Source organism: Verrucosispora sp. TAA-831 (genome assembly GCF_050780145.1).
In the GTDB taxonomy this organism is placed as follows: domain Bacteria; phylum Actinomycetota; class Actinomycetes; order Mycobacteriales; family Micromonosporaceae; genus Micromonospora.
Genome location: NZ_CP192240.1, coordinates 4,097,328 through 4,117,156, shown reverse-complemented (window position 1 = coordinate 4,117,156; position 19,829 = coordinate 4,097,328). Strand labels below are relative to the sequence as shown.

General features: G+C 72.3%; 20 protein-coding genes and 1 riboswitch. Of the genes, 18 read left to right on the top strand and 2 right to left on the bottom strand.

Annotated features, from left to right (window positions below; all coding sequences use genetic code 11):
• The first annotated feature begins 2 nt into the window (after window positions 1–2).
• The 4 genes from ACQVFL_RS18505 to ACQVFL_RS18490 are packed head-to-tail and all read left to right on the top strand — an operon-like array spanning window position 3 to window position 5,273.
• Window positions 3–1,553: a class I adenylate-forming enzyme family protein gene (locus ACQVFL_RS18505; protein ID WP_431727135.1), complete on the top strand. Its 1,551-nt coding sequence runs from the start codon at window positions 3–5 to the stop codon at window positions 1,551–1,553.
• Entirely contained in the window at window positions 1,553–2,911 is a 1,359-nt protein-coding gene (purB, locus tag ACQVFL_RS18500) for an adenylosuccinate lyase (RefSeq protein WP_431727134.1), read from the top strand. The genes ACQVFL_RS18505 and purB overlap by 1 nt, the downstream gene beginning before the upstream one ends.
• A complete protein-coding gene (locus ACQVFL_RS18495; RefSeq protein WP_396694461.1) occupies window positions 2,908–3,657 on the top strand; it encodes an enoyl-CoA hydratase/isomerase family protein in 750 nt (249 codons plus the stop codon). The genes purB and ACQVFL_RS18495 overlap by 4 nt, the downstream gene beginning before the upstream one ends.
• Entirely contained in the window at window positions 3,654–5,273 is a 1,620-nt protein-coding gene (locus ACQVFL_RS18490) for a thiamine pyrophosphate-binding protein (protein ID WP_431727133.1), read from the top strand. Before ACQVFL_RS18495 ends, ACQVFL_RS18490 begins: the two co-directional genes overlap by 4 nt.
• Before the next feature lie 5 nt (window positions 5,274–5,278).
• Here ACQVFL_RS18490 and ACQVFL_RS18485 read toward each other — a convergent pair whose 3' ends face one another.
• A complete protein-coding gene (locus ACQVFL_RS18485) occupies window positions 5,279–6,103 on the bottom strand; it encodes an IclR family transcriptional regulator (RefSeq protein WP_396694466.1) in 825 nt (274 codons plus the stop codon).
• Window positions 6,104–6,268: 165 nt separating this feature from the next.
• Here ACQVFL_RS18485 and ACQVFL_RS18480 point away from each other — a divergent pair, with 165 nt between their 5' ends.
• From ACQVFL_RS18480 to ACQVFL_RS18425, 12 genes are read left to right on the top strand one after another with little or no spacing between them, the layout of a single operon-like run.
• Window positions 6,269–8,287, top strand: a complete 2,019-nt coding sequence (locus ACQVFL_RS18480; RefSeq protein WP_431727132.1) for a hydantoinase B/oxoprolinase family protein — start codon at window positions 6,269–6,271, stop codon at window positions 8,285–8,287.
• A complete protein-coding gene (locus ACQVFL_RS18475; RefSeq protein ID WP_431727131.1) occupies window positions 8,284–9,264 on the top strand; it encodes a tRNA U-34 5-methylaminomethyl-2-thiouridine biosynthesis protein in 981 nt (326 codons plus the stop codon). The genes ACQVFL_RS18480 and ACQVFL_RS18475 overlap by 4 nt, the downstream gene beginning before the upstream one ends.
• Window positions 9,257–10,096, top strand: a complete 840-nt coding sequence (locus ACQVFL_RS18470) for a 2-amino-5-chlorophenol 1,6-dioxygenase subunit alpha (protein ID WP_431727130.1) — start codon at window positions 9,257–9,259, stop codon at window positions 10,094–10,096. Before ACQVFL_RS18475 ends, ACQVFL_RS18470 begins: the two co-directional genes overlap by 8 nt.
• Before the next feature lie 10 nt (window positions 10,097–10,106).
• The gene (locus tag ACQVFL_RS18465; protein WP_117230022.1) at window positions 10,107–10,397 is read left to right on the top strand and encodes a BMC domain-containing protein; all 291 of its coding nucleotides are present in this window, start codon (window positions 10,107–10,109) and stop codon (window positions 10,395–10,397) included.
• A 22-nt stretch (window positions 10,398–10,419) separates the two neighbouring features.
• Complete coding sequence (locus ACQVFL_RS18460; protein ID WP_396694474.1) at window positions 10,420–10,746, top strand: BMC domain-containing protein; 327 nt, start codon at window positions 10,420–10,422, stop codon at window positions 10,744–10,746.
• On the top strand, window positions 10,746–11,021 hold the full coding sequence (locus ACQVFL_RS18455) for a EutN/CcmL family microcompartment protein (protein WP_431727129.1): 276 nt from the start codon (window positions 10,746–10,748) through the stop codon (window positions 11,019–11,021). Before ACQVFL_RS18460 ends, ACQVFL_RS18455 begins: the two co-directional genes overlap by 1 nt.
• 18 nt (window positions 11,022–11,039) lie before the next feature.
• The gene (locus tag ACQVFL_RS18450) at window positions 11,040–12,551 is read left to right on the top strand and encodes a 2-hydroxymuconic semialdehyde dehydrogenase (protein ID WP_431727128.1); all 1,512 of its coding nucleotides are present in this window, start codon (window positions 11,040–11,042) and stop codon (window positions 12,549–12,551) included.
• Window positions 12,548–13,342: a 2-keto-4-pentenoate hydratase gene (locus ACQVFL_RS18445; RefSeq protein WP_431727127.1), complete on the top strand. Its 795-nt coding sequence runs from the start codon at window positions 12,548–12,550 to the stop codon at window positions 13,340–13,342. Before ACQVFL_RS18450 ends, ACQVFL_RS18445 begins: the two co-directional genes overlap by 4 nt.
• Window positions 13,339–14,274 (top strand): acetaldehyde dehydrogenase (acetylating), encoded by a 936-nt coding sequence (locus ACQVFL_RS18440; protein ID WP_396694482.1) that lies wholly within the window; start codon window positions 13,339–13,341, stop codon window positions 14,272–14,274. The genes ACQVFL_RS18445 and ACQVFL_RS18440 overlap by 4 nt, the downstream gene beginning before the upstream one ends.
• Window positions 14,271–15,308, top strand: coding sequence for a 4-hydroxy-2-oxovalerate aldolase (gene dmpG, locus ACQVFL_RS18435; protein WP_431727126.1), 1,038 nt, complete (start codon window positions 14,271–14,273; stop codon window positions 15,306–15,308). The genes ACQVFL_RS18440 and dmpG overlap by 4 nt, the downstream gene beginning before the upstream one ends.
• On the top strand, window positions 15,305–16,036 hold the full coding sequence (locus ACQVFL_RS18430) for a 2-keto-4-pentenoate hydratase (RefSeq protein ID WP_396694486.1): 732 nt from the start codon (window positions 15,305–15,307) through the stop codon (window positions 16,034–16,036). The genes dmpG and ACQVFL_RS18430 overlap by 4 nt, the downstream gene beginning before the upstream one ends.
• Window positions 16,037–16,095: 59 nt before the next feature.
• A complete protein-coding gene (locus ACQVFL_RS18425) occupies window positions 16,096–16,482 on the top strand; it encodes a RidA family protein (RefSeq protein WP_396694797.1) in 387 nt (128 codons plus the stop codon).
• A gap of 72 nt (window positions 16,483–16,554) precedes the next feature.
• Here ACQVFL_RS18425 and ACQVFL_RS18420 read toward each other — a convergent pair whose 3' ends face one another.
• Window positions 16,555–17,445, bottom strand: coding sequence for an NmrA/HSCARG family protein (locus ACQVFL_RS18420; RefSeq protein WP_396694488.1), 891 nt, complete (start codon window positions 17,443–17,445; stop codon window positions 16,555–16,557).
• Window positions 17,446–17,532: 87 nt separating this feature from the next.
• Between ACQVFL_RS18420 and ACQVFL_RS18415 the strand changes: the two genes are divergently transcribed.
• Both ACQVFL_RS18415 and ACQVFL_RS18410 read left to right on the top strand, forming a co-directional pair.
• Entirely contained in the window at window positions 17,533–18,069 is a 537-nt protein-coding gene (locus tag ACQVFL_RS18415; RefSeq protein ID WP_431727125.1) for a TetR/AcrR family transcriptional regulator, read from the top strand.
• A gap of 350 nt (window positions 18,070–18,419) precedes the next feature.
• Window positions 18,420–18,539, top strand: a riboswitch (SAM riboswitch).
• Between the two features lie 52 nt (window positions 18,540–18,591).
• Window positions 18,592–19,821, top strand: a complete 1,230-nt coding sequence (locus ACQVFL_RS18410; RefSeq protein ID WP_431729846.1) for an aminotransferase class V-fold PLP-dependent enzyme — start codon at window positions 18,592–18,594, stop codon at window positions 19,819–19,821.
• The last annotated feature ends 8 nt before the right edge of the window (window positions 19,822–19,829 follow it).

Below are 19,829 nucleotides of genomic sequence, written 5' to 3'. Positions count from 1 at the left end.
CGGTGATCAACGCCCTCGACGCCACCGTCCTGGACCACGCCGCCCAGCACCCGGACCGCCCCCTGTACGCCTTCGACCAGGACCGGCCGGTGTCGGCGGGGGAGTTCGCCGACCTCGCCGGGCGGCGGGCGGCCACGCTGGCCGCGCTCGACGTCGGCCGGGGCGACCGGATCGCGGTGTGGGCCGAGAACAGCCTCGACTGGCTGGTCCTGCTGGCCGCCGCGGCATGGCGGGGCGCCGCCCTGGTGACCCTGCATCCGGGGCTGAGCACCCCGGAGCTGACCACGGCTCTGGCCCGCAGCCGTCCCCGCCGACTCTTCGTCGCCCGTCGCCTCCGCGACCGCGACGGCGCCGCCACCGCCGCGCAGGCGCTCGCCGCGCTGCCCGGCTCGGCCCGCCCCTACGGCTGGCACGTCCTCGGCGACAACCTGGCCGGGATCGGCGACGGCGCCGTGCCCGCCCCCGCCGGACACCCGGACGCCACCCTGAACATCCAGTTCACCTCCGGCTCGACCGGCCCGCCGAAGATGGTCGCGCTCAGCGCCCGCAACCTGATCGCCAACGCGCGGTGGACGGCCGACGCCGCCGGACTCGGCGCCACCGACCGGATCGCCTCACCGTTGCCCCTGGCCCACGCGGCCGGGCTCAGCAGCGGTGCCGTGCTGGCCCTGGTCACCGGGGCGCTGTGGGTGTCGGTGAGCCGCTTCCGCACCGAACCGGTGCTCACCCAGATCGCCCGGCACCGGTGCACCGTGCTCCAGGCCGTCCCGACGATGGCCACGATGCTCGCCGACACCGTGGAGGCCGCGCCGGACCGCTTCGACCTGTCGTCGCTGCGGGTCGGCTTCCTCGGCGGCGCGCCGTGCGCGCCGGCGCTGCTCGCCCGCACCCGGCGGGTACTCGGCCTGGACCGCATCGCCGTGATCTACGGGCAGACCGAGGCCGGCCCGACGATCAGCGTCGACCCCGGCGACGGGAGCTGCGGCAGTCCCGGCGACACCGTCGGACGGATCGTCGCGGACCTGGACGCCGTCGTCGTCACCCCCGGCACCCGCACCGAACTGCCCGCCGGCCGCCCCGGTGAGCTGCTGGTCCGGGGCGAGTCGGTGACCGTCGGGTACGTCGACGACCCGGCCGCCACCGAGGCCGCGATCACCACCGACGGCTGGCTGCGCACCGGCGACCTGGGCGCGCTGGACAGCGACCGGGTCCTCACCCTCACCGGCCGGGTCAAGGAGCTGATCATCCGGGGCGGCGAGAACATCAGCCCGGCTGAGGTGGAGGCCGCCCTGCTCGACGACCCGACCGTCGCCCAGGTGTGCGTACTCGGCCTGCCGTCACCGCGCTGGGGCGAAGAGGTCGCCGCCCTCGTCGTCGCCGCCCCGGACACCACCCCCGACCCCGACCGGCTCACCGGGGCGGCCGCCGCCCGACTCGCCCGACACAAGGTGCCGACGCTGATCCGTACGGTCCCCGACCTGCCGTTGCTGCCGTCCGGCAAGGTCGACCGACGCGCCGCGCTCGCCCTGCTCACCGGTGAGGAGCAACGCTGATGCAGCTCGGCTCGTGCTTCCTGGACTCGTTGACCGTCACCAGCTTCTTCGGCAACGCCGAGATGCGTGGCGTCTTCAACGACCGCCAACTCATGCAGTCCTGGCTCGACGTCGAAGCGGCCCTGGCCCGCGCACAGGCCGGCCTCGGCGTCATCCCCTCGTCCGCAGCCCAGGCGATCACCGACGCGGCCCGGCTCGACCGGCTGGACACCGCGGTGCTCGCCGCCGACGCCGCCGACACCGTGCACCCGCTCGTGCCGCTGGTCCGGGCGCTGACCGCCGCCTGCCAGGGCGACGCCGGCCGTTACGTCCACCTCGGCGCCACCACCCAGGACGTGATGGACACCGGATTCGTGCTGCGCGCCCGGGCCGGCCTGGCCATCGTCTCCCGCCAGGTCGACGAACTGGTCCGCATCCTGCGCCGGCTGGCGCTGCGACACCGCACCACCCCGATGGCCGCCCGCACCCACGGCCAGCAGGCGCTGCCGACCACGTTCGGCCTGCGCTGCGCGGTGTGGCAGAGCGAGCTGCAACGACACCGCACCCGCCTGGCCCAGATGCGCGAACGACTGCTGGTGACCAGCATGGGCGGCGCCGCCGGCACCATGGCCGGCTACGGTCCGCAGGCGTTCGCCCTGGAACGGGCCGTGGCCGACGAACTCGGTCTCGGCGTCGCCGACACCCCGTGGCACGCCACCTCGGACCGGTTCGCCGAGTGCCTGATGGTCCTCGGACTGGTCGCCTCCAGCGCCGAGAAACTGGCCCGGGAGATCTATTTCCTCGGGCGTACCGAAGTCGGCGAGGCCCACGAACCGCAGCGCGCCACCCAGGTCGGCAGCAGCACCATGCCGCACAAACGCAACCCGATCCGCTGCGAGGCGGTGATCGCCGCCGCCGGCACGCTGCGCGCCCAGGTGCCGCTGGCGATGCAGACCATGGTGGCGCAGGACGACCGCGACATGGGCGTCGGCATGACGCTGTGGAAACTGCTGCCGGAGTGCTTCATCCTCATCGGCGGTGCCCTGGAACGGCTGGTCGAGGTCTTCGGCGACCTCGGCGTCGATCCGGACCGGATGCGCGCCAACCTCGACCTCACCGGTGGGCTGGTGCTCTCCGAGGCGATCATGCTCCGCCTCGCCGACCCGCTGGGCCGGGAGCAGGCCCACCACCTGGTGATGCGGATCGTCCGCGACAGCCTGGAGCAGAACCGGCCGTTCGTCGAGGTGCTGCGCGCCGACCCGCAGGTGGCCGCCGCCCTGCCCGGCCCGGAACTGGCCGGGCTGCTCGACCCGCTGTCGTACGTCGGCCACGCCGCCGCGCTCGTCGACCGAGCCCTCCTGACCTCGGAGTCACCATGACCACTGATCAGTCCGTCCTGCTGCACCGCTCCGGCCGGTTGGCCCGGGTGACCCTGCACCGACCGCTGCGGCGCAACAGCTTCGACCTCGACATGCTCGGCCGCTTCGAGGACGTGCTGCACGAACTCGGCCGCGACCGCACGGTGGAGGTGGTGGTGCTCACCGGCGAGGGCACGGCGTTCTGCGCCGGCACCGACCTGCGCGAGCTGGCCGACCTCGACCCCGAGACCACCATGCACGTCCAGCGGCGCACCGCCGACCTGGTCGAACGCTGGTACCGACTGGACCAGACCACGGTCGCCGCCTTCAACGGCCCGGCCATCGGCTCGGGCGCCATCATCGGGCTCGCCAGCGACCTGCGGGTGGCCGCCGACAGCGCCTTCTTCACCTTCCCCGAGGTGACCTACGGCATCCCGCTGACCTGGAGCGGCATGGCGATCCTCGCCGACCTCGTCGGCGCCGACCTGGCCAAGCGTTGGCTGCTGCTCGGCGAGCGGGTCGAACCCGCTGAACTGCTCGACCTGCGCCTGGTCACCCGGGTGGTCGCCGCCGACGACCTGCCCGCCGCCGTGGACGCGATCACCGACCGGCTGCTGGCCACCTCGGTGGTCGGCCGCACGATGACCAAACGTGCCGCCCGGCTGGCCGGTCCCCGCTTCGACGCGGCGGCCAACGACTCCTTCCTCGGCGCGCTGAGCGTGGCGTTGCGCCCGCCCGGCGGCTACCTCGACGGGGACGCGCGGTGAGGGTGTTCGAGGCGATCGCCGACGCCGTCGTGGCGCACGGAGTCGACACCGTCTTCGGTCTGCTCGGCGACGCCAACATGTACCTGGTCGCCGACCTGGTCGAGCGGCACGGCGTCCGGTTCGTCGCGGCCCGCAACGAGAACGCCGCCGTGATGATGGCCGACGGGTACGCCCGCACCACCGGCCGCTGCGGCGTCGCCACCGTCACCCAGGGGCCGGGACTGGCGGTGGCCGGGGCGGCGCTGACCATCGCCCGGCAGGCCCGCACCCCGCTGGTCCTGCTCGCCGGCGACACCCCGCCCGGCGACCCGCTGCACGTGCAGCACTTCGACCAGCAGCCGTACGCGCTGGCCACGGCCGGCACGTTCGTCCCGGTGCACACCGCCGGCACCGCGATGCGGGACGTCGGGCTGGCGTTCCGGGCCGCCCGCGAGCTGACCGGCCCGGTGGTGCTGAACATGCCGATCGACCTGGCCGACGCGCAGGTCCCGCAGCACCCGCCCGCCCCGGCGCCGATGGTGTTCCGGGCACCCCGACCACTCGCGCCGGACCCCGCCGACGTCGACGCGCTGGCCCACCGGATCCGCACGGCGCACCGCCCGGTGCTGCTCGCCGGCCGGGGCGCCGAACCGGCGGCGGCCGCGATCCGGGACCTCGCCGACCGTAGCGGAGCCCTGCTCGCCACCACGCTGATGGCCGCCGGTCTGTTCCGTGGGCACCCGTACGACCTCGGGGTGGCCGGTGGGCTGTCCCGGCCGCTGTCCCGGCGGACCCTGGCCGAGGCGGACCTGGTGGTCACGTTCGGGGCCGGACTCAACCGGTGGACCGCCGACCACGGTGCGCTCTTCCCGGACGCGGTGCTGGTCGCGGTGGACGTCGACCCGGCCGCGATCGGGGCCCGCTGGCCGGTGTCGGCCGGGGTGCTGGGCGACGCGGGGGAGACGGCGCAGGCGGTGTCGGCGGTGCTGACGCCGGTACGCCGACCGGACTGGCGCAGCACGGACCTGGCTGCCGAACTGGCGGGTGCCGACCCGTTCGCCGGCCTGGACATCGAGTCCCGGCCCGGCCGCATCGACCCTCGGGCCTTCATCCGGATCTGTGCCGAACGCCTGCCCCGCGAGCGGACCACGGTGGTCGGCGTCGGTCACTTCGGCGGCTGGCCCAACCTGCTGCTGGACTCGGCCGCCACCGACCGGTCCTTCCTCGCCCCGTGGGAGTTCGGCAGCATCGGCGTCGGACTGCCGTTCGCGGTGGGCGCCGCCGTGGGCCGCCCCGACCGGCCGGTGGTCGCGTTCGAGGGCGACGGCAGCCTGCTCACCGGTCTGGGGGAGCTGGACACCCTGGCCCGGGTCGGCGCACCGGTGCTGCTGGTGCTCCTCGACGACGCCGCGTACGGCGCGGAGGTCCGCAAACTCGCCCCGCGTGGGGTCGACCCCGAGCTGGCCCGTTTCCCCGAGCGGGACCTCGCAGCCGTGGCCCGCGCACTCGGGGTGCCGGCGTGGACGGTCACCGACGAGGCGGGTGCGCGGGCGGCCTTCGACGAGGTGCTGCCGTTGGCCGGGCCGGCCCTGCTCCACGTACGGATCCGCCCGGACGTCGTGCAGGAGAAGTTTTGACCGGGTCAGTCGCCCCAGACGTCGCCGAAGCCGTACCCGAGTTGCCGGGACAGCTCGTCGGCGGTGCGGCGGGCCGCTTCGGCCAGCTGCGTCACCCGGGCCTCGTCGAGGCGGAAGATCGGGCCGGAGACGCTGATGGCGCCGGTGACCCGGCCGTGGCGGTCGCGCACCGGCGCGGCCACGACCCGCAGTCCCTCCTCGCTCTCCTGGTCGTTGAGCGCCCAGCCCTGCTCCCGGACGGTCGCCATCCGGGACACGAACGTGTCCAAATCGGTGATCGTGTGGGCGGTCAGCGCGGTGAACGGTGCGTCGGCCAGGGTGGCGCGCAGCGTGGCGTCGTCCCGGTCGATCAGCAGGGCCTTGCCGGCGGCGCTGCACCACAGCGGGATGCGTCGGCCGAGCCGGGAGACGAGTTGCAGGTTGCGGGTGCCCTGCACGACGTGGATGGAGATCGCGTCGAGGTCCTCCAGGACCGACAGGTTGACGCTCTCGCCCTCCTCCTCGGCCAGCCGGTGCACCAGGGGACGGGCGAGGGTGTGCAGGTCCAGGCCGGCGAGGTAGCGCGCGCCGAGCTCGAAGACGGTGACCCCGAGCCGGTAGTTGCCGTTGTCCTCGTTGCGGTGCAGGAAGCCGGCGTCGGCCAGGGCGCGGAACAGTCGGCTGGCGGTCGACTTGTGTAGGCCGAGTTCGCGGCTGACGTCGCTGACCTTGCGTTCGGCCTCGGTGCCACGGAAGGCGAGCAGCACGCTCAGGGCGCGGTCGAGCGCCTGGGTGCCGGACTCCCGGGGCGTCGGCCCGTCGTCCGGGCTGGTGTCAGTGGCGTACGACATCTTGCTTCCCACCTTCTCGGTTGCTAGGTTTCATAATATAACCCTAGGACCACATTATGGTCCAGTGCGTTATGGTCCACCCCAGATGGCCCACCCACGGTGGCCCACCCCAGATGGTCCGTTCTCCCACCATCGGGATCGAGCCGGAACCAGTGAGGCATCCGCATGACTGTGAACCCGATCGACCTGGAAGTCGTCACCGAAGGTCTCATCTCGATCGTCCGGGAGATGCGACAAACGATCTTCCGCACCGCGCACTCGCCGGTGATCGCCGACGCACAGGACTTCTCCTGCGCCCTGTTCGACCCCCAGGGACAGATGGTCGCCCAGGGCCGGGACATGCCCGGCCACGTCATCGCCATGCCGGCCTCGGTCGCCGAGATCTTCGCCGACTTCGCCGACGAGATGCGCCCCGGTGACCTCTACATCGTCAACGACCCCTACCGAGGCGGCAGCCACCTCAACGACGTCACCCTGATCAGCCCGGTCTTCGTCGACGGAGAACTCTTCCTCTTCCCCTGCGTCCGCATGCACTGGGCCGACATCGGCGGCATGACCCCGGGCAGCGTCTCCGGCCAGGCCACCGAGATCCTCCAGGAAGGGCTGCGGATCCCCCCGATCAGGCTCATCGAGCAGGGGCGACCCAACCGGGCCGCGTTCGACATCGTCTTCGCCAACGTCCGGATGGCCGAGGAACGCCGGGGCGACCTCGAATCCAGCATCGCCGCCTGCCACACCGCCGAACGGCGCCTGCGTGAACTCGTCGCCCGGCACGGCACCGACCTGATCCTGGAATCCGTCGCCGCCAACATGAACCGCACCGAGCACCGCCTGCGCACCATGATCCAGGCCCTGCCCGACGGCACCTACCGCTACGAGGACTACCTCGACCTCTACACCGACGGACAGTACGACGCGGCCATCGTCCGCTGCGCGCTCACCGTCGACGGCGACGAGATCGAGGCCGACTTCCGCGGCTCGTCGACCCAGGTCGCCGCCGTGGTCAACTCCTCGCGGGCGATGACCGTCGCCGGCGTCTTCATCGCCGTCAAATCGGCCCTGGACCCCGGCGGCCTGGTCAACCACGGTGCCTTCCGGCCGCTGCGGGTGCACACCGAGCCGGGCACCGTCGTGCACGTCAGCTACCCGGCCCCGGCCAACGCCCACAGCGAGGTCCGCAAACGCGTCATCTCGGCCGTGATGGCCGCACTCAGCCAGGTGGCACCCGACCTCATCGCCGCCGACCAGTTCGGCACCACCTTCCAGAACCTCATCGGTGGCGTCGACGAACACACCGGCCGGCCATACCTCTACTACGACTACCCGGCCGGCGGCAACGGCGGGTTCCTCGAATCCGACGGTCCCAGCGCCATGAACCCCGTCGACCTCGGCGACATCTCCACCATCCAGTCCGTCGAACGGCTGGAGACCGAGATCCCGATCCTCGTCGAGTCCTGCGAGCTGCGCACCGGCTCCAGCGGCGACGGCGCACGCCGAGGCGGACTCGGCAGCCGCCGCGAGACCCGTCTGCTGGCCAGCGGGGGCGCGTACTCGGTGCAGACCGACCGGACCACCGTCCCGCCGTACGGTCTGCGACACGGCGGCCCCGGCGCGCCCACCGTGACCCACATCCGACGGTCCGACGGCGAACGCGTCGACTTCGCCACCCCCGGCAAGGTCGCCGGCTTCCCAATGCGCACCGGAGACCTGCTGGTGATGGAGTCCGCCGGCGGCGGCGGCTGGGGCGACCCGCTGGACCGGCTGCCCGAGCACGTCGCCGACGACATCACCCAGGAGTACCTGACCGCCGCCGAGGCACGACAGCGCTACGGCGTCGAACTCGACGCCGACGGCCGGGTCGACCCCACCGCGACCGCCGCCACCCGGCAACGGCTCCGCGACCAGCGACGCTGGCTGCGGACCACCGTCACCACCCAGCCGGCCTACACCGGCCAGCGCGGCCAGCGACGCCTGGCCTACGTCGCTCCCGACAGCGGCCTGGCCGAGGACACCCTCGTCGAGGTCCACGGCGGACATCCCGCCCCGCTGCGGGCCTGGATCCGACACGACACCGCACTGGCCGCCGACGAACTCGCCCTCGACGACGACGGGCTGCAGATCCTCGGCACCGCCCCACACGACCGCTCCCACGTGCGGGTACTGCGCGGGGAAGGACGCTCATGAGCAAGGTCTTCCGGGTGCCGGTCGCACCGGCCCGGGGCGGTGCCACCACCGCCCCACGCGCCCCGCAACCGACCACCGCGACGCGCCGGTGCGGCATCGTCGCCGGCTGCCTCAGCCCACACCCACCGCACCTGATCTACGCCGAGAACCCACCGCAGAACGAACCCCGATCCAGCGGCGGCTGGGAGACGCTGCGCTGGGCGTACGAGCGCCTGCGCACACGCATCCGCGAGGTCCACAAGCCCGACGTGCTCATCGTGCACGCCCCGCACTGGATCACGATGGTCGGTCACCACGTCAACTGTGTACCGAACCCGCGCGGCACCTCCGTCGAACCGATCTTCCCGCACCTGTTCCGTTACCACTACGACTTCCGCACCGACGTCGAACTCGGCGAGGCCATCGCCGAGGAGGCCAACGGACTCGGCCTGGTCACCCGCACCCTGCACGACCCGCGCGTCCGCGTCGACTACGCCACCATCGGCGCCCTGCACCTGGCCAACCCGGCCTGGGACATCCCCGTGGTCTCCCTCTCGGCCAACAACAACCCGTACTTCTACTCCGACGCCTCCCTGGAGGAGATGGAGGTCCTCGGCGAAGCCACCCGACGGGCCGTCGAAGCCACCGGCCGCCGCGCCGTCCTGCTCGCCTCCAACTCGCTGTCGCACCTGCACTGGCACGAGGAACCGGAGCTGCCCGAGGACATGGAACGGGAGCACCCCTACAACAACCACCAGTACCGCTGGGACATGAAGCTGCTCGAAGCGATCCGACGCGGACCGACCGCACCGCTGCGCGAACTCATCCCCGAACACATCGAGGCCACCGCCAGCGAGACCAAGGCCGGCAGCCTCACCTGGATGCTCGCCGCGATGGGCTGGCCCAAGGTGGCGGGCGACGTCCTCGGCTACGGCACGATCATCGGCACCGGCAACGCGGTCGTCGAATGGGTACCCGAGGGGGACCACCATGGCTGACCGGACCGGAGTCGTCGCCGGCGCGCTGCTGCCCGGCATGCCGCACCTGCTCGCCGAACACGCCGCACCGAGCTGGTCGGCACTGGCCGACGCCGCCCGCGACGTGGGCGCCCGGCTGCGCCGACTCGAACCCGACGTGGTGCTGCTGCTGTCCACCCAGTGGTTCACCGTGCTGGGCCACCAGTTCCAGTGCGACCCCAACCCTCGCGGCCGGCACGTCGACGAGAACTGGTACGCCTACGACTACGGCCTGCTCGACTACGACCTCCGCTTCGACGTCGACTTCACCGAACGCTGGGCCGCCCGGGTCCAGACCGACGGACTCCAGGCCCGACGGACCCGCTACGACGGATTCCCGATCGACACCGGCACCATCGTCACCTCCGCACTGCTCGACCCGGAGCGGAGACTGCGCTGGGCACAGGTCTCCTGCAACCTCTACGCCGACGCCGACACCCTCGCCACCGTCGGACGCGCCGGTGCCACCGCCGCCCGCGACGCCGGACTGCGCGCCGCCGTCGTGGTGGTGACCGGGATGTCCTCCGGGCTCATTCAACAGTGGATCGAGCCCGACCAGGACCGCATCGGCGCACCCGCCCACGAGCAGTGGAACACCCGGATCCTCGACCTGCTCACCGCCGGCAAGATCGACGAAGCCCTCAGCGTGCGCGAGGAGTTCGCCCGGCAGGCCCAGGCCGACAGCCAGTTCCGGGCCCTGGCCTTCGCCGCGGGCGCCGGGGCGAGCACCGGCCCGGCACACCTGCACGCCTACGGCCCCATCTGGGGCACCGGCGGCGCCGTCCTGTCCTGGAACCTGCCAGACCACCACTAGAGGAGAGAGCATGCGGAACACAGCCGTGGGCTTCGTCGAGGCCGAAGGCTTCACCCCCATCTTCGACGCCGTCGACGCGATGGTGAAGGCCACCGAGGTCGAGGTGACCAAGGTCGTCCGGCTCGGCGGCGGCATCATCGCCGTCGCCGTCCGCGGTGACCTCGCCACCGTGGAGGAGGCCGTCGACATCGGCGAGGAGACCGCCCGGGCCAAGAGCCGCTCGGTGCGCTCGATCGTTTTCGCCAGCCCCTGCGACGCCGTCAGCGCGCTGGCGGCCGACCCCCAACTCGTCGGCAACTGACAGCCGGTAAGGAGATCCCGTCATGTCCTCCGACATCGCCATCGGCATCGTCGAGACCCGCGGCGTCGTCGCCCTCTCCGCAGGCATCGAAGCCATGATCAAGACCGCCGACGTACGCTGCGTCGGCGTCGAACGAGTCACCAGCGGCTACCTCGCCGTCGCCGTACGCGGCACCCTCGCCGCCGTACGTCAGGCGGTCGCCGCCGGCGAGGCCGCCATCCGCGCCCACGGCGACCTGCGCAGCTCGCAGGTCTACCCGAAACCGCACCCGACCACCGCCGCCCTGCTCGACAACCCCGAGACGGCCCGGATCCGCGAGGTCATGGCCGGCCTGCGCGGGGAAGCCTGATGGTGCTCGGCGAGGTCGTCGGCAAGGTGTGGGCGGACCGCATCCTGCCCTCGTTGCAGGGCCGACGCCTCGTCCGGGTCCGGGTCCGGCCCGACGGCGCCGAACTGGTCGCCGTCGACCCGCTCAACGTCGGCGTGGGCACCACCGTGCTGGTCGTCACCGACGAGGCAGCCGCCTCGGTCACCGGTGAGTCCACCGTCGACGCCGCCGTGGTCGCCCTGGTCGCCGAGTCCGGGACCGCCGGAAACCCCGACCCCGCGCCCACCACGTCCTGACCGAAAGGCACGCCTGTGATGACCGACGGGCTCTGGTCCCCGAGTCTGCTCGCCGGCCGACCGGCCGGCGAGCCGACCGTCCTGCCGAACTTCGTCGACGGCGTGTTCGACACGTCCGGCCGGCATTTCGCCAAGGTCTCCCCGGTCACCGGCGAGACCATCCGCCACGTCGCCGAGGCCGACCGATCCACGGTGGACGCCGCGGTGGCCGCCGCACGCTCGGCGCTGCGCGGACCCTGGGGACGCATGGGGGAGCGGGAGCGGGCCGCGGTGCTCTACCGGGTCGCCGACGAACTGGAACGCCGCTTCGACGACCTGGTGGCGGCGGAGGTCGGCGACACCGGCAAGTCCATTTCACAGGCCCGCACCCTGGACATCCCCCGTGGCGCGGCGAACTTCCGCGCGTTCGCCGAGATCGTGTCGACCGCCCCGACGGAGTCCTTCACGACCCCGACCCCCACCGGCGGCCGAGCCCTGAACTACGCCGTGCGCAAACCGGTCGGCGTGGTCGCCGTGATCGTGCCCTGGAACCTGCCCCTGCTGCTGCTGACCTGGAAGGTCGCACCGGCCCTCGCCTGCGGCAACACCGTGGTGGTCAAACCCTCCGAGGAGACACCGTCGTCGGCGACGTTGCTGGCCGAGGTGATGGCGGCGGCCGGAGTGCCCGACGGCGTCTTCAACGTCGTACACGGCTTCGGACCGAACTCGGCGGGGGAGTTCCTGACCCAGCACCCGGACGTCGACGCGATCACCTTCACCGGCGAGTCGGCCACCGGCCAGACGATCATGCGGGCGGCGGCCGACGGCGTGAAGGCGGTTTCCTTCGAACTGGGCGGCAAGAACGCCGGCCTGGTCTTCGCCGACGCCGACCTCGACGCCGCGATCGAGGGCTCGGTGCGCTCCTCGTTCACCAACGGCGGCCAGGTGTGCCTCTGCACCGAACGACTGCTCGTGCAGCGACCGGTGTTCGACGAGTTCGTGACCCGGCTGGCCGCACGCGCCGACGAGCTGACCTTCGGCTGGCCCGCCGACGAGGCGACGGCGAACATGCCGCTGATCTCCCACGCCCATCAGGACAAGGTGCTCGGCTACTACGATCTGGCCCGCACCGAGGGCGCCACGGTGCTCACCGGCGGCGACATCCCGACCTTCGCCGACGCCCGCGACGGCGGCGCCTACGTCCGTCCCACCGTCCTGACCGGCCTGGGGCCCGACGCCCGCGTCAACCGGGAGGAGGTCTTCGGCCCGGTCTGCCACGTGGCGCCGTTCGACGACGAGGACGAGGCGTTCGACCTGGCCAACGACAGCGACTACGGCCTGGCCGCCACCGTCTGGACCCGCGACGTGGGCCGCGCCCACCGGTCCGGCACACGCCTGGAGACCGGCATCGTCTGGGTCAACACGTGGTTCCTGCGGGACCTGCGCACCCCGTTCGGCGGAGCCAAAGCCTCCGGCGTCGGCCGCGAGGGCGGCGTCCACTCCCTGAACTTCTACTCCGAGCTGACCAACGTCTGTGTGGACCTGTCATGAGTGATGTCACCCGGGCCGCCCGACTGCTGCGGACCGCCTACGAGACACGTACCCCCGTCGCGCCGCTGCGCGGCGACCTGATCCCGGTCGGCGACGTCGACGCCGCATACCAGGTGCAGCAGGCACAGGTCGCGCAGTGGGAGGCGGCGGGCCGCCGCCGGGTCGGCGCGAAGATCGGCCTGACGTCGTCCGCCGTCCAGCAGGCATTCGGCGTCTACCAGCCCGACTTCGGGGTGCTCTTCGCCGACATGGCGGTCCCGGACGGCACCGAGATCGACGTCGGTCGGCTGCTGCAACCCCGGGTGGAGGCCGAGGTCGCGTTCGTGCTCGGCGCCGACCTGCCGTTCCCGCAGGTGACACCCGCCGACGTGATCCGGGCCACCGACCACGTCCTGCCCGCGATCGAGATCGTCGACTCCCGGATCACCGGCTGGGACATCTCCATCGTGGACACCGTCGCCGACAACGCCTCCTCCGGACTGTTCGTGCTCGGCAACCAGCCCCGCTCGCTGGCGGACGTCGACCTCCGACTGGCCGGGATGGTGCTCGAACACGCCGGTGAACCGGTGTCGGTCGGGGCGGGCGCCGCCTGCCTCGGCAACCCCGTCCACGCGGTCGCCTGGCTCGCGCAGACCCTGGCCGGCACGGGTACGCCGCTGGCCGCCGGGGACATCGTGCTGTCCGGCGCACTCGGACCGATGGTGCCGGTCACCCCCGGCGCGACGTACGAGGCGCGGATCTCCGGCCTGGGCTCGGTCCGGGCCTGCTTCAGCCCGGGGAAGTCGGCATGAGCACCGGAGTGGCCGTGATCGGGCCGGGGAACATCGGCACCGACCTGATGATCAAAGTGTTGCGCCTGTCGGAGTCGCTGCGGATGACGGCGATGGTCGGCGTCGACCCGGACTCCGACGGCCTCGCCAGAGCCCGCCGGCTCGGCGTGGCCACCACCGCCGACGGGATCGACGGACTGCTGACGATGCCGGAGTTCGCCGACGTCGGGGTCGTCTTCGACGCCACGTCGGCCGGATCGCACCGCCGCCACGCCGCACTGCTGCGCGAGCACGGCCGCCTGGTGGTGGACCTGACCCCGGCCGCCGTCGGCCCGTACGTGGTGCCGCCGGTCAACCTCGACGAGCACCTCGACGAGCCGAACGTCAACATGGTGACCTGCGGCGGGCAGGCGACCGTCCCGATCGTCGCCGCCGTCGGCCAGGTGACACCCGTGCACTACGCGGAGATCGTCGCCTCGATCGCCTCCCGGTCGGCGGGCCCGGGCACCCGGGCCAACATCGACGAGTTCACCGAGACCACGGCACGGGCGATCGAGGTCGTCGGCGGCGCCCGTCGCGGCAAGGCGATCATCGTGCTGAACCCGGCGGAACCACCGATGATGATGCGCGACACCGTCTACTGCCTCTGCCCCGACCGGGACGTCGACCGGGCCGCCGTCGCGGCGTCGATCGAGACCATGGTCGCCACCGTCGCCGGATACGTGCCCGGCTACCGGCTGAAACAACGCGTGCAGTTCGACCACGTCGACACGTACGTGCCCGCGCTGGGCACCCGGTTCACCGGCGTCCAGGTGTCGGTGTTCCTGGAGGTCTCCGGCGCCGGGCACTACCTGCCCGCGTACGCCGGCAACCTCGACATCATGACCTCTGCCGCACTCCGCACGGCGGAACGGATGGTCGCACCCCGCGCCGACCGGAAGGTGCCGGCATGACCAGGCTCTATCTCCAGGACGTGACACTGCGCGACGGCATGCACGCCGTACGGCACCAGTTCACCGTCGACCAGGTCCGCGCGATCGCCGCCGCCCTCGACGCGGCCGGGGTCGCGGCGATCGAGGTCGCCCACGGCGACGGACTGGCCGGTTCGAGCGTCAACTACGGGCACGGCGCCGCATCCGACGCGGACTGGATCGCCGCGGCGGCCGAGGCGGTCACCACCGCGAGACTGACCACCCTCCTGCTGCCCGGCATCGGCACCATCGCCGACCTCAAGGCCGCCCGCGACCTGGGCGTGACCAGCGTACGGATCGCCACGCACTGCACCGAGGCGGACATCTCCGCCCAGCACATCGGATGGGCCCGCGACAACGGCATGGACGTGTCCGGGTTCCTGATGATGGCGCACATGAACGACCCGGCGGCACTGGCGGCGCAGGCGAAACTGATGGAGTCCTACGGCGCGCACTGCGTCTACGTCACCGACTCCGGCGGTCGGCTGCTGACCCGGGACGTCGCCGAACGCGTCGACGCGTACCGCCAGGTCCTCGACCCGGCCACGCAGATCGGCATCCACGCGCACCACAACCTGTCCCTCGGCGTGGCCAACAGCGTCGCCGCCGTGGAGCACGGCACCACCCGGGTCGACGCCTCCCTGGCCGGGCACGGCGCCGGCGCCGGCAACGCACCCCTGGAGGTGTTCGCGGCCGTCGCCGAACTCCACGGCTGGGACCACGGCTGCGACGTGTTCGCGCTGATGGACGCCGCCGACGACCTGGTCCGGCCGGTGCAGGACCGGCCGGTCCGGGTCGACCGGGAAACGCTGAGCCTGGGCTACGCGGGGGTCTACTCCAGCTTCCTGCGTCATGCCGAGCGGGCCTCGCAGCGCTACGGGATCGACGTCCGCTCGATCCTCGTCGAACTGGGTCGCCGCCGCATGGTCGGCGGACAGGAGGACATGATCGTCGACGTCGCCCTCGACCTGGTCGCCGCCACCGACCGGACCACCGCGACCGGAGGAAGCCGATGAGCACCACCGACCACCTCGCCCGACGCCTCGACGCCGCGGCGACCAGCCGTACCGCCATCCCGCAGCTCGGCACCGACACCGCGCTGGACGTACCCACCGCCTACCGGGTGCAGCAGGCCGTGGTCGATCACCGGCTCTCGCGCGGTGAACGTCCCGTCGGACTGAAGCTCGGGCTGACCAGCCGGGCCAAGATGGCGCAGATGGGCGTCGACGAGGTCATCTGGGGTCGGCTCACCGACGCCATGCACATTCCCGACGGCGGCACGCTCCGACTGGCCGCCCACATCCACCCCAAGGTCGAACCGGAGGTCGCCTTCCTCGTCCACGGTGGTGCGATCACGGCGGTCGCGCCGGCCCTCGAGGTGATCGACTCGCGGTACGTCGACTTCCGCTTCACCCTGCCCGAGGTCATCGCCGACAACACCTCCGCGAGCGGCTTCGTCCTCGGCGCCTGGCAACCGCTGCCGGACGGGATCGACAACCTCGGCGTACTGCTGGAGGTGGACGGGCGACCCGTGCAGATCGGATCCACGGCCGCGATCCTCGGCGACCCCCGCCGGGCGCTCGCCGAAGCGGTCCGGCTCGCCGCCGCCAGCGGTGTGGACCTGGCCAACGGCGTGATCCTGCTCGCCGGTGCGGCCACCGCCGCCGTGCCGCTGCGGGCCGGATCCCACGTCCGGGTCACCGTCGACACGCTCGGCACCGCGTCCCTGCGGGTCGCGTCGTGACCCCACACAACGAGAACGGCGCCCGACGCGACCGTCGGCCCGACGGTGTGGTGCCCGGCATGGCCACGCCGCGCGGCCGCTTCCCGCACGTCAAGGTCGTCGGCGACCTGATCTTCGTCTCGGGTACGTCGAGCCGTCGGCCGGACAACACGATCGTCGGCGCCGCAGCGGACCCGATGGGCGTCACCGACCTCGACATCCGCGCGCAGACCCGCGCCGTCATCGACAACATCCGCGACATCCTGCACTCCGTCGGGGCCGACCTCGACGACCTCGTCCAGCTCACCACCTACCTGGTCAACATGAACGACTTCGGCGGCTACAACGAGGTCTACGCCGAGTACTTCGACGAGACCGGGCCCACCCGCACCACCGTGGCCGTGCACCAGCTGCCCCATCCGCACCTGCTCATCGAGATCCAGGCGGTGGCCCGACGGCCGTCCTGACCTCGACCCGGGTGGGTGACCTCGTCGGGCTTGCCGGGCCGGCCGTCCGCAGCCGGCCCGGCACCCGAGCGGTCAGGTGAGGGCGCGGCGGGCCCAGGTGCGGAAGTCCGTGGTGGGCAGGCCGAGTGCCTGGGCGATCTCCGGTCGAGCGGGGGTGCCGTTCTCGTTGATCTGCTCGACGACCTTGACCATGAACGGCGGCAGGCCGCGCGTGACCGCTTCCTGCGGGGTGAGGACCGGCGCGGTGACGGTCCGGCCGGTGACCTCGCTGAGGATCGCGGCGACCTCGGTCATGGTCCGCATGTCACCGGCGAGTTCCACCTCCTTACCGTCCAGCGTGCCCGATCCGGTGAAGGCGGTCGCCGCAGCCGCACCGATGTCGTCGACGGCGATCCAGGCGATGCGGGTGTCCGCGGCGAAGCCGGTGACGATGGTGCCGCTGGACCAGTCGCCGAACAGGAAGGACTTCTCCAGCAGGTTCTCCATGAAGGTCGCGGGCTTGAGGACGGTCCAGCGGGCGAATCCGCTGCTGCGGACCGCTTCGTCGATTGCTGCCTTGCTCTCCCAGTAGTGCCGGTCCCAACGGCCCTCGGCCCAGCCCGGCTGGTTGCGGTGGAAGTCACCGGCACCGGCGACGCTGCTGTGGACGAACTGCGGCACCCCGGCCCTGCGGGCGGCCTCGACGAGGTGCCGCCCTCGGCGCAGCTCGGCATCGCCCTGCAGATCGGTGAGATCCGGGAAGGGGATGGAGAAGACGCCGTCCGCTCCGCGCGCTGCGGCGAGGAGCGAGGCGGGATCGTCCAGGTCGCCCCGGACCAGTTCGGCTCCTCGGTCGCGGAGGGCGAGTGCGGCCGCGCTGGTGGTGTCGCGGACCAGGGCGCGTACCGCGACGCCCCGGTCGAGCAGTGCCCGGGCGGTGGATCCGCCCTGCTTGCCGGTGGCGCCGATGACAAGGACGGCCATGTCTCCTCCTCGGAACAAGTGGGGTGGCACCCCACTTCCTGTCGGTTACGATATGGGGGGTAACCCCACTTATTCAAACGGCAGGCGATGAGAGCTGACGCACAACGCAACCGCGCGCTGATCGTCACGGCGGCCAGCGAGGCGGTCGCCCGGGACGGCGCGTACGCGTCGCTGGAGGAGATCGCCCGAGCCGCCGGCGTGGGCTCGGCGACCCTGCACCGGCACTTCCCGTCCCGCTGGGCGTTGCTGGAGGCGGTCTTCCACGACCGGGTCGAAGCGCTCTGTGCCCGCGCCGGTGAGCTGTCGACCGGGCCGGACGCCCGCCAGGCGCTGACGACCTGGCTGTGCGAGCTGGCGGTCTACAGCACGACCACCCGCGGCCTGGTCACCTCCCTGCTCAGGGCGCCCCAGGAGAGCGAGTCCTGCTCCGCGATGCTCGTGACGGCGGGCGAACCGCTGCGGCGCCGAGCCGCCGAGGAAGGGACCGTACGCGCGGACGTCGAGATGATCGACCTGGTGACCCTCGTCAAGGCGATCGCACTGGCGGCGGAATCGACGAGTGCGGCCGAGGCGGAGCGGCTGGTGCGACTCGCCCTGGAAGGAATGAGCCCGTCCCGGCGGTGAACCCACGCAGAGGACGACGACGCCGCCCGGTGTTTCGTCAGCCGGGCGGCCCGGCCTCGACAGGGCCGCCCGGCTCACCTGCTGCGCGTCGGCCGGACCGAGCCGCCCGATGCTGGTCGCGCCGTCGACGAGGTGACCGAAAGTGCTTCGCGAAGTTGACAGGCGATCCACTGGTTCGTCCATCATGGAGTGTGCTGTTCACCGTGGTGGAGTCGATCGGCGGCGCGTGACCGTGACCGGTGCGGCGAGGGGCGACTCAAGGGGGCTGTCGCGTGTCGTACGAACAGGGACATGCTGGGCGCGCCACGGGCCCTAGCGGGCGGGCTTGCCGGTGTGGCAACATCGGCAGCGGTCAAGAGTGTCAGCGTCAAGGCCCCGGCCTGCTGACCGGCAACCCTCGTATATCCGCGGTGGGGTGCCTCCGGGTGAGACCAGGCCGTCGGCGACCGCCGCAGCGGCAAGCGCGGACCCCCACGGGTCCACTGTTACCTGAGGACCACTGTGCCCACGATCGCTCCTGCCGTGCTCGGCGACGACCTGCCGGTCCGCCTCGCCGACGGCACCACCGCCGCGTACGCCAACCTCGACTACGCCGCCACCGCACCCTGTCTCGCCGAGGTCGCCGAGGCGGTGACCGAGCTGCTGCCCTGGTACGCCAGCGTGCACCGGGGTGCCGGTGCTGCGTCGCGCCGATGCACGCTGGCCTACGAGCAGTCCCGTCAGACCGTCGCGGACTTCCTCGACATCCGGCCGGACGACCACGTGATCTTCACCCGGAACACCACCGATGCGATGAACCTGCTCGCCCGGGCCCTGCCACCGCACACCACCGTGGTGACCTGGGCCGGCGAGCACCACGCGAACCTTCTGGCCTGGCCGCGCGTGCACCGCCTGCCGGTGCCCACCGACCTGCCCGAGGTGACGTCCGGGCTGACCCGTGCACTGGCCGACCTGGGCAGCGCGGGGCCGGTGCTGGTGGCGGTCACCGGCGCCTCCAACGTCACCGGAGAGGTCTGGCCGATAGCCGACATCGCGGAGATCGCGCATCGGCACGGCGCGCGGATCGCCGTCGACGCCGCACAGTTGGCCCCGCACCGCGCGGTCTCCATGACCCGCGACGACATCGACTACCTGGCGCTGTCCGGGCACAAGCTGTACGCGCCGTTCGGCACGGGAGTCCTGGCCGGCCGAGCCGACTGGCTCGACGCCGCCGACCCGTACCTGTCCGGTGGCGGGGCCACCCGGCACGTCGGTGACGAGCCCGCCGACGTGCAGTGGCAGACCGGTCCGGCGCGACACGAGGCCGGCACGCCGAACCTGCTGGGCGCGGTCGCGCTCGCCGCCGCCTGCGCCACGATCTCCGCCGCCGCGCCGGACGTTCTCGCCCGCCACGAGCAGGAGCTGCTGACCCGGCTGCGCGACGGCCTCGCCGCCCTGCCGCAGGTGGCGGAACTGCGCACGTTCGACGCCGATCACGACCGGGTCGGCATCGTCAGCTTTACCGTCGCCGACCGGCGGGCAGCCGACGTCACCCACCGCCTCTCCACCGAGTACGGGATCGGCGTACGCGACGGCTTGTTCTGCGCCCACCCGCTCAGCCGGAGGTTGCTGGCCGGCGCCGCCGCGCGGCTCGGCCGCCCGACCGACGGGTACGCGATCCGGGCCAGCATCGGCATCGGCACGACCGCCGAGCACGTCGACCGACTCCTGCACGGGCTACGCGAGATCGTGACCTCGCCTGCGGAGCAGTAAGCCGTCCT

What these genes read in the sequence shown, in the direction of transcription:
- dmpG (WP_431727126.1), top strand. Translation starts at nt 14,271, where the DNA reads ATGACCAGGCTCTATCTCCAGGACGTGACACTGCGCGACGGCATGCAC.
- ACQVFL_RS18425 (WP_396694797.1), top strand. Translation starts at nt 16,096, where the DNA reads ATGGCCACGCCGCGCGGCCGCTTCCCGCACGTCAAGGTCGTCGGCGAC.
- ACQVFL_RS18485 (WP_396694466.1), bottom strand. Translation starts at nt 6,103, where the DNA reads ATGTCGTACGCCACTGACACCAGCCCGGACGACGGGCCGACGCCCCGG.
- purB (WP_431727134.1), top strand. Translation starts at nt 1,553, where the DNA reads ATGCAGCTCGGCTCGTGCTTCCTGGACTCGTTGACCGTCACCAGCTTC.
- ACQVFL_RS18495 (WP_396694461.1), top strand. Translation starts at nt 2,908, where the DNA reads ATGACCACTGATCAGTCCGTCCTGCTGCACCGCTCCGGCCGGTTGGCC.
- ACQVFL_RS18420 (WP_396694488.1), bottom strand. Translation starts at nt 17,445, where the DNA reads ATGGCCGTCCTTGTCATCGGCGCCACCGGCAAGCAGGGCGGATCCACC.
- ACQVFL_RS18480 (WP_431727132.1), top strand. Translation starts at nt 6,269, where the DNA reads ATGACTGTGAACCCGATCGACCTGGAAGTCGTCACCGAAGGTCTCATC.
- ACQVFL_RS18460 (WP_396694474.1), top strand. Translation starts at nt 10,420, where the DNA reads ATGTCCTCCGACATCGCCATCGGCATCGTCGAGACCCGCGGCGTCGTC.
- ACQVFL_RS18445 (WP_431727127.1), top strand. Translation starts at nt 12,548, where the DNA reads ATGAGTGATGTCACCCGGGCCGCCCGACTGCTGCGGACCGCCTACGAG.
- ACQVFL_RS18415 (WP_431727125.1), top strand. Translation starts at nt 17,533, where the DNA reads ATGAGAGCTGACGCACAACGCAACCGCGCGCTGATCGTCACGGCGGCC.
- ACQVFL_RS18430 (WP_396694486.1), top strand. Translation starts at nt 15,305, where the DNA reads ATGAGCACCACCGACCACCTCGCCCGACGCCTCGACGCCGCGGCGACC.
- ACQVFL_RS18455 (WP_431727129.1), top strand. Translation starts at nt 10,746, where the DNA reads ATGGTGCTCGGCGAGGTCGTCGGCAAGGTGTGGGCGGACCGCATCCTG.
- ACQVFL_RS18450 (WP_431727128.1), top strand. Translation starts at nt 11,040, where the DNA reads ATGACCGACGGGCTCTGGTCCCCGAGTCTGCTCGCCGGCCGACCGGCC.
- ACQVFL_RS18470 (WP_431727130.1), top strand. Translation starts at nt 9,257, where the DNA reads ATGGCTGACCGGACCGGAGTCGTCGCCGGCGCGCTGCTGCCCGGCATG.
- ACQVFL_RS18465 (WP_117230022.1), top strand. Translation starts at nt 10,107, where the DNA reads ATGCGGAACACAGCCGTGGGCTTCGTCGAGGCCGAAGGCTTCACCCCC.
- ACQVFL_RS18475 (WP_431727131.1), top strand. Translation starts at nt 8,284, where the DNA reads ATGAGCAAGGTCTTCCGGGTGCCGGTCGCACCGGCCCGGGGCGGTGCC.
- ACQVFL_RS18440 (WP_396694482.1), top strand. Translation starts at nt 13,339, where the DNA reads ATGAGCACCGGAGTGGCCGTGATCGGGCCGGGGAACATCGGCACCGAC.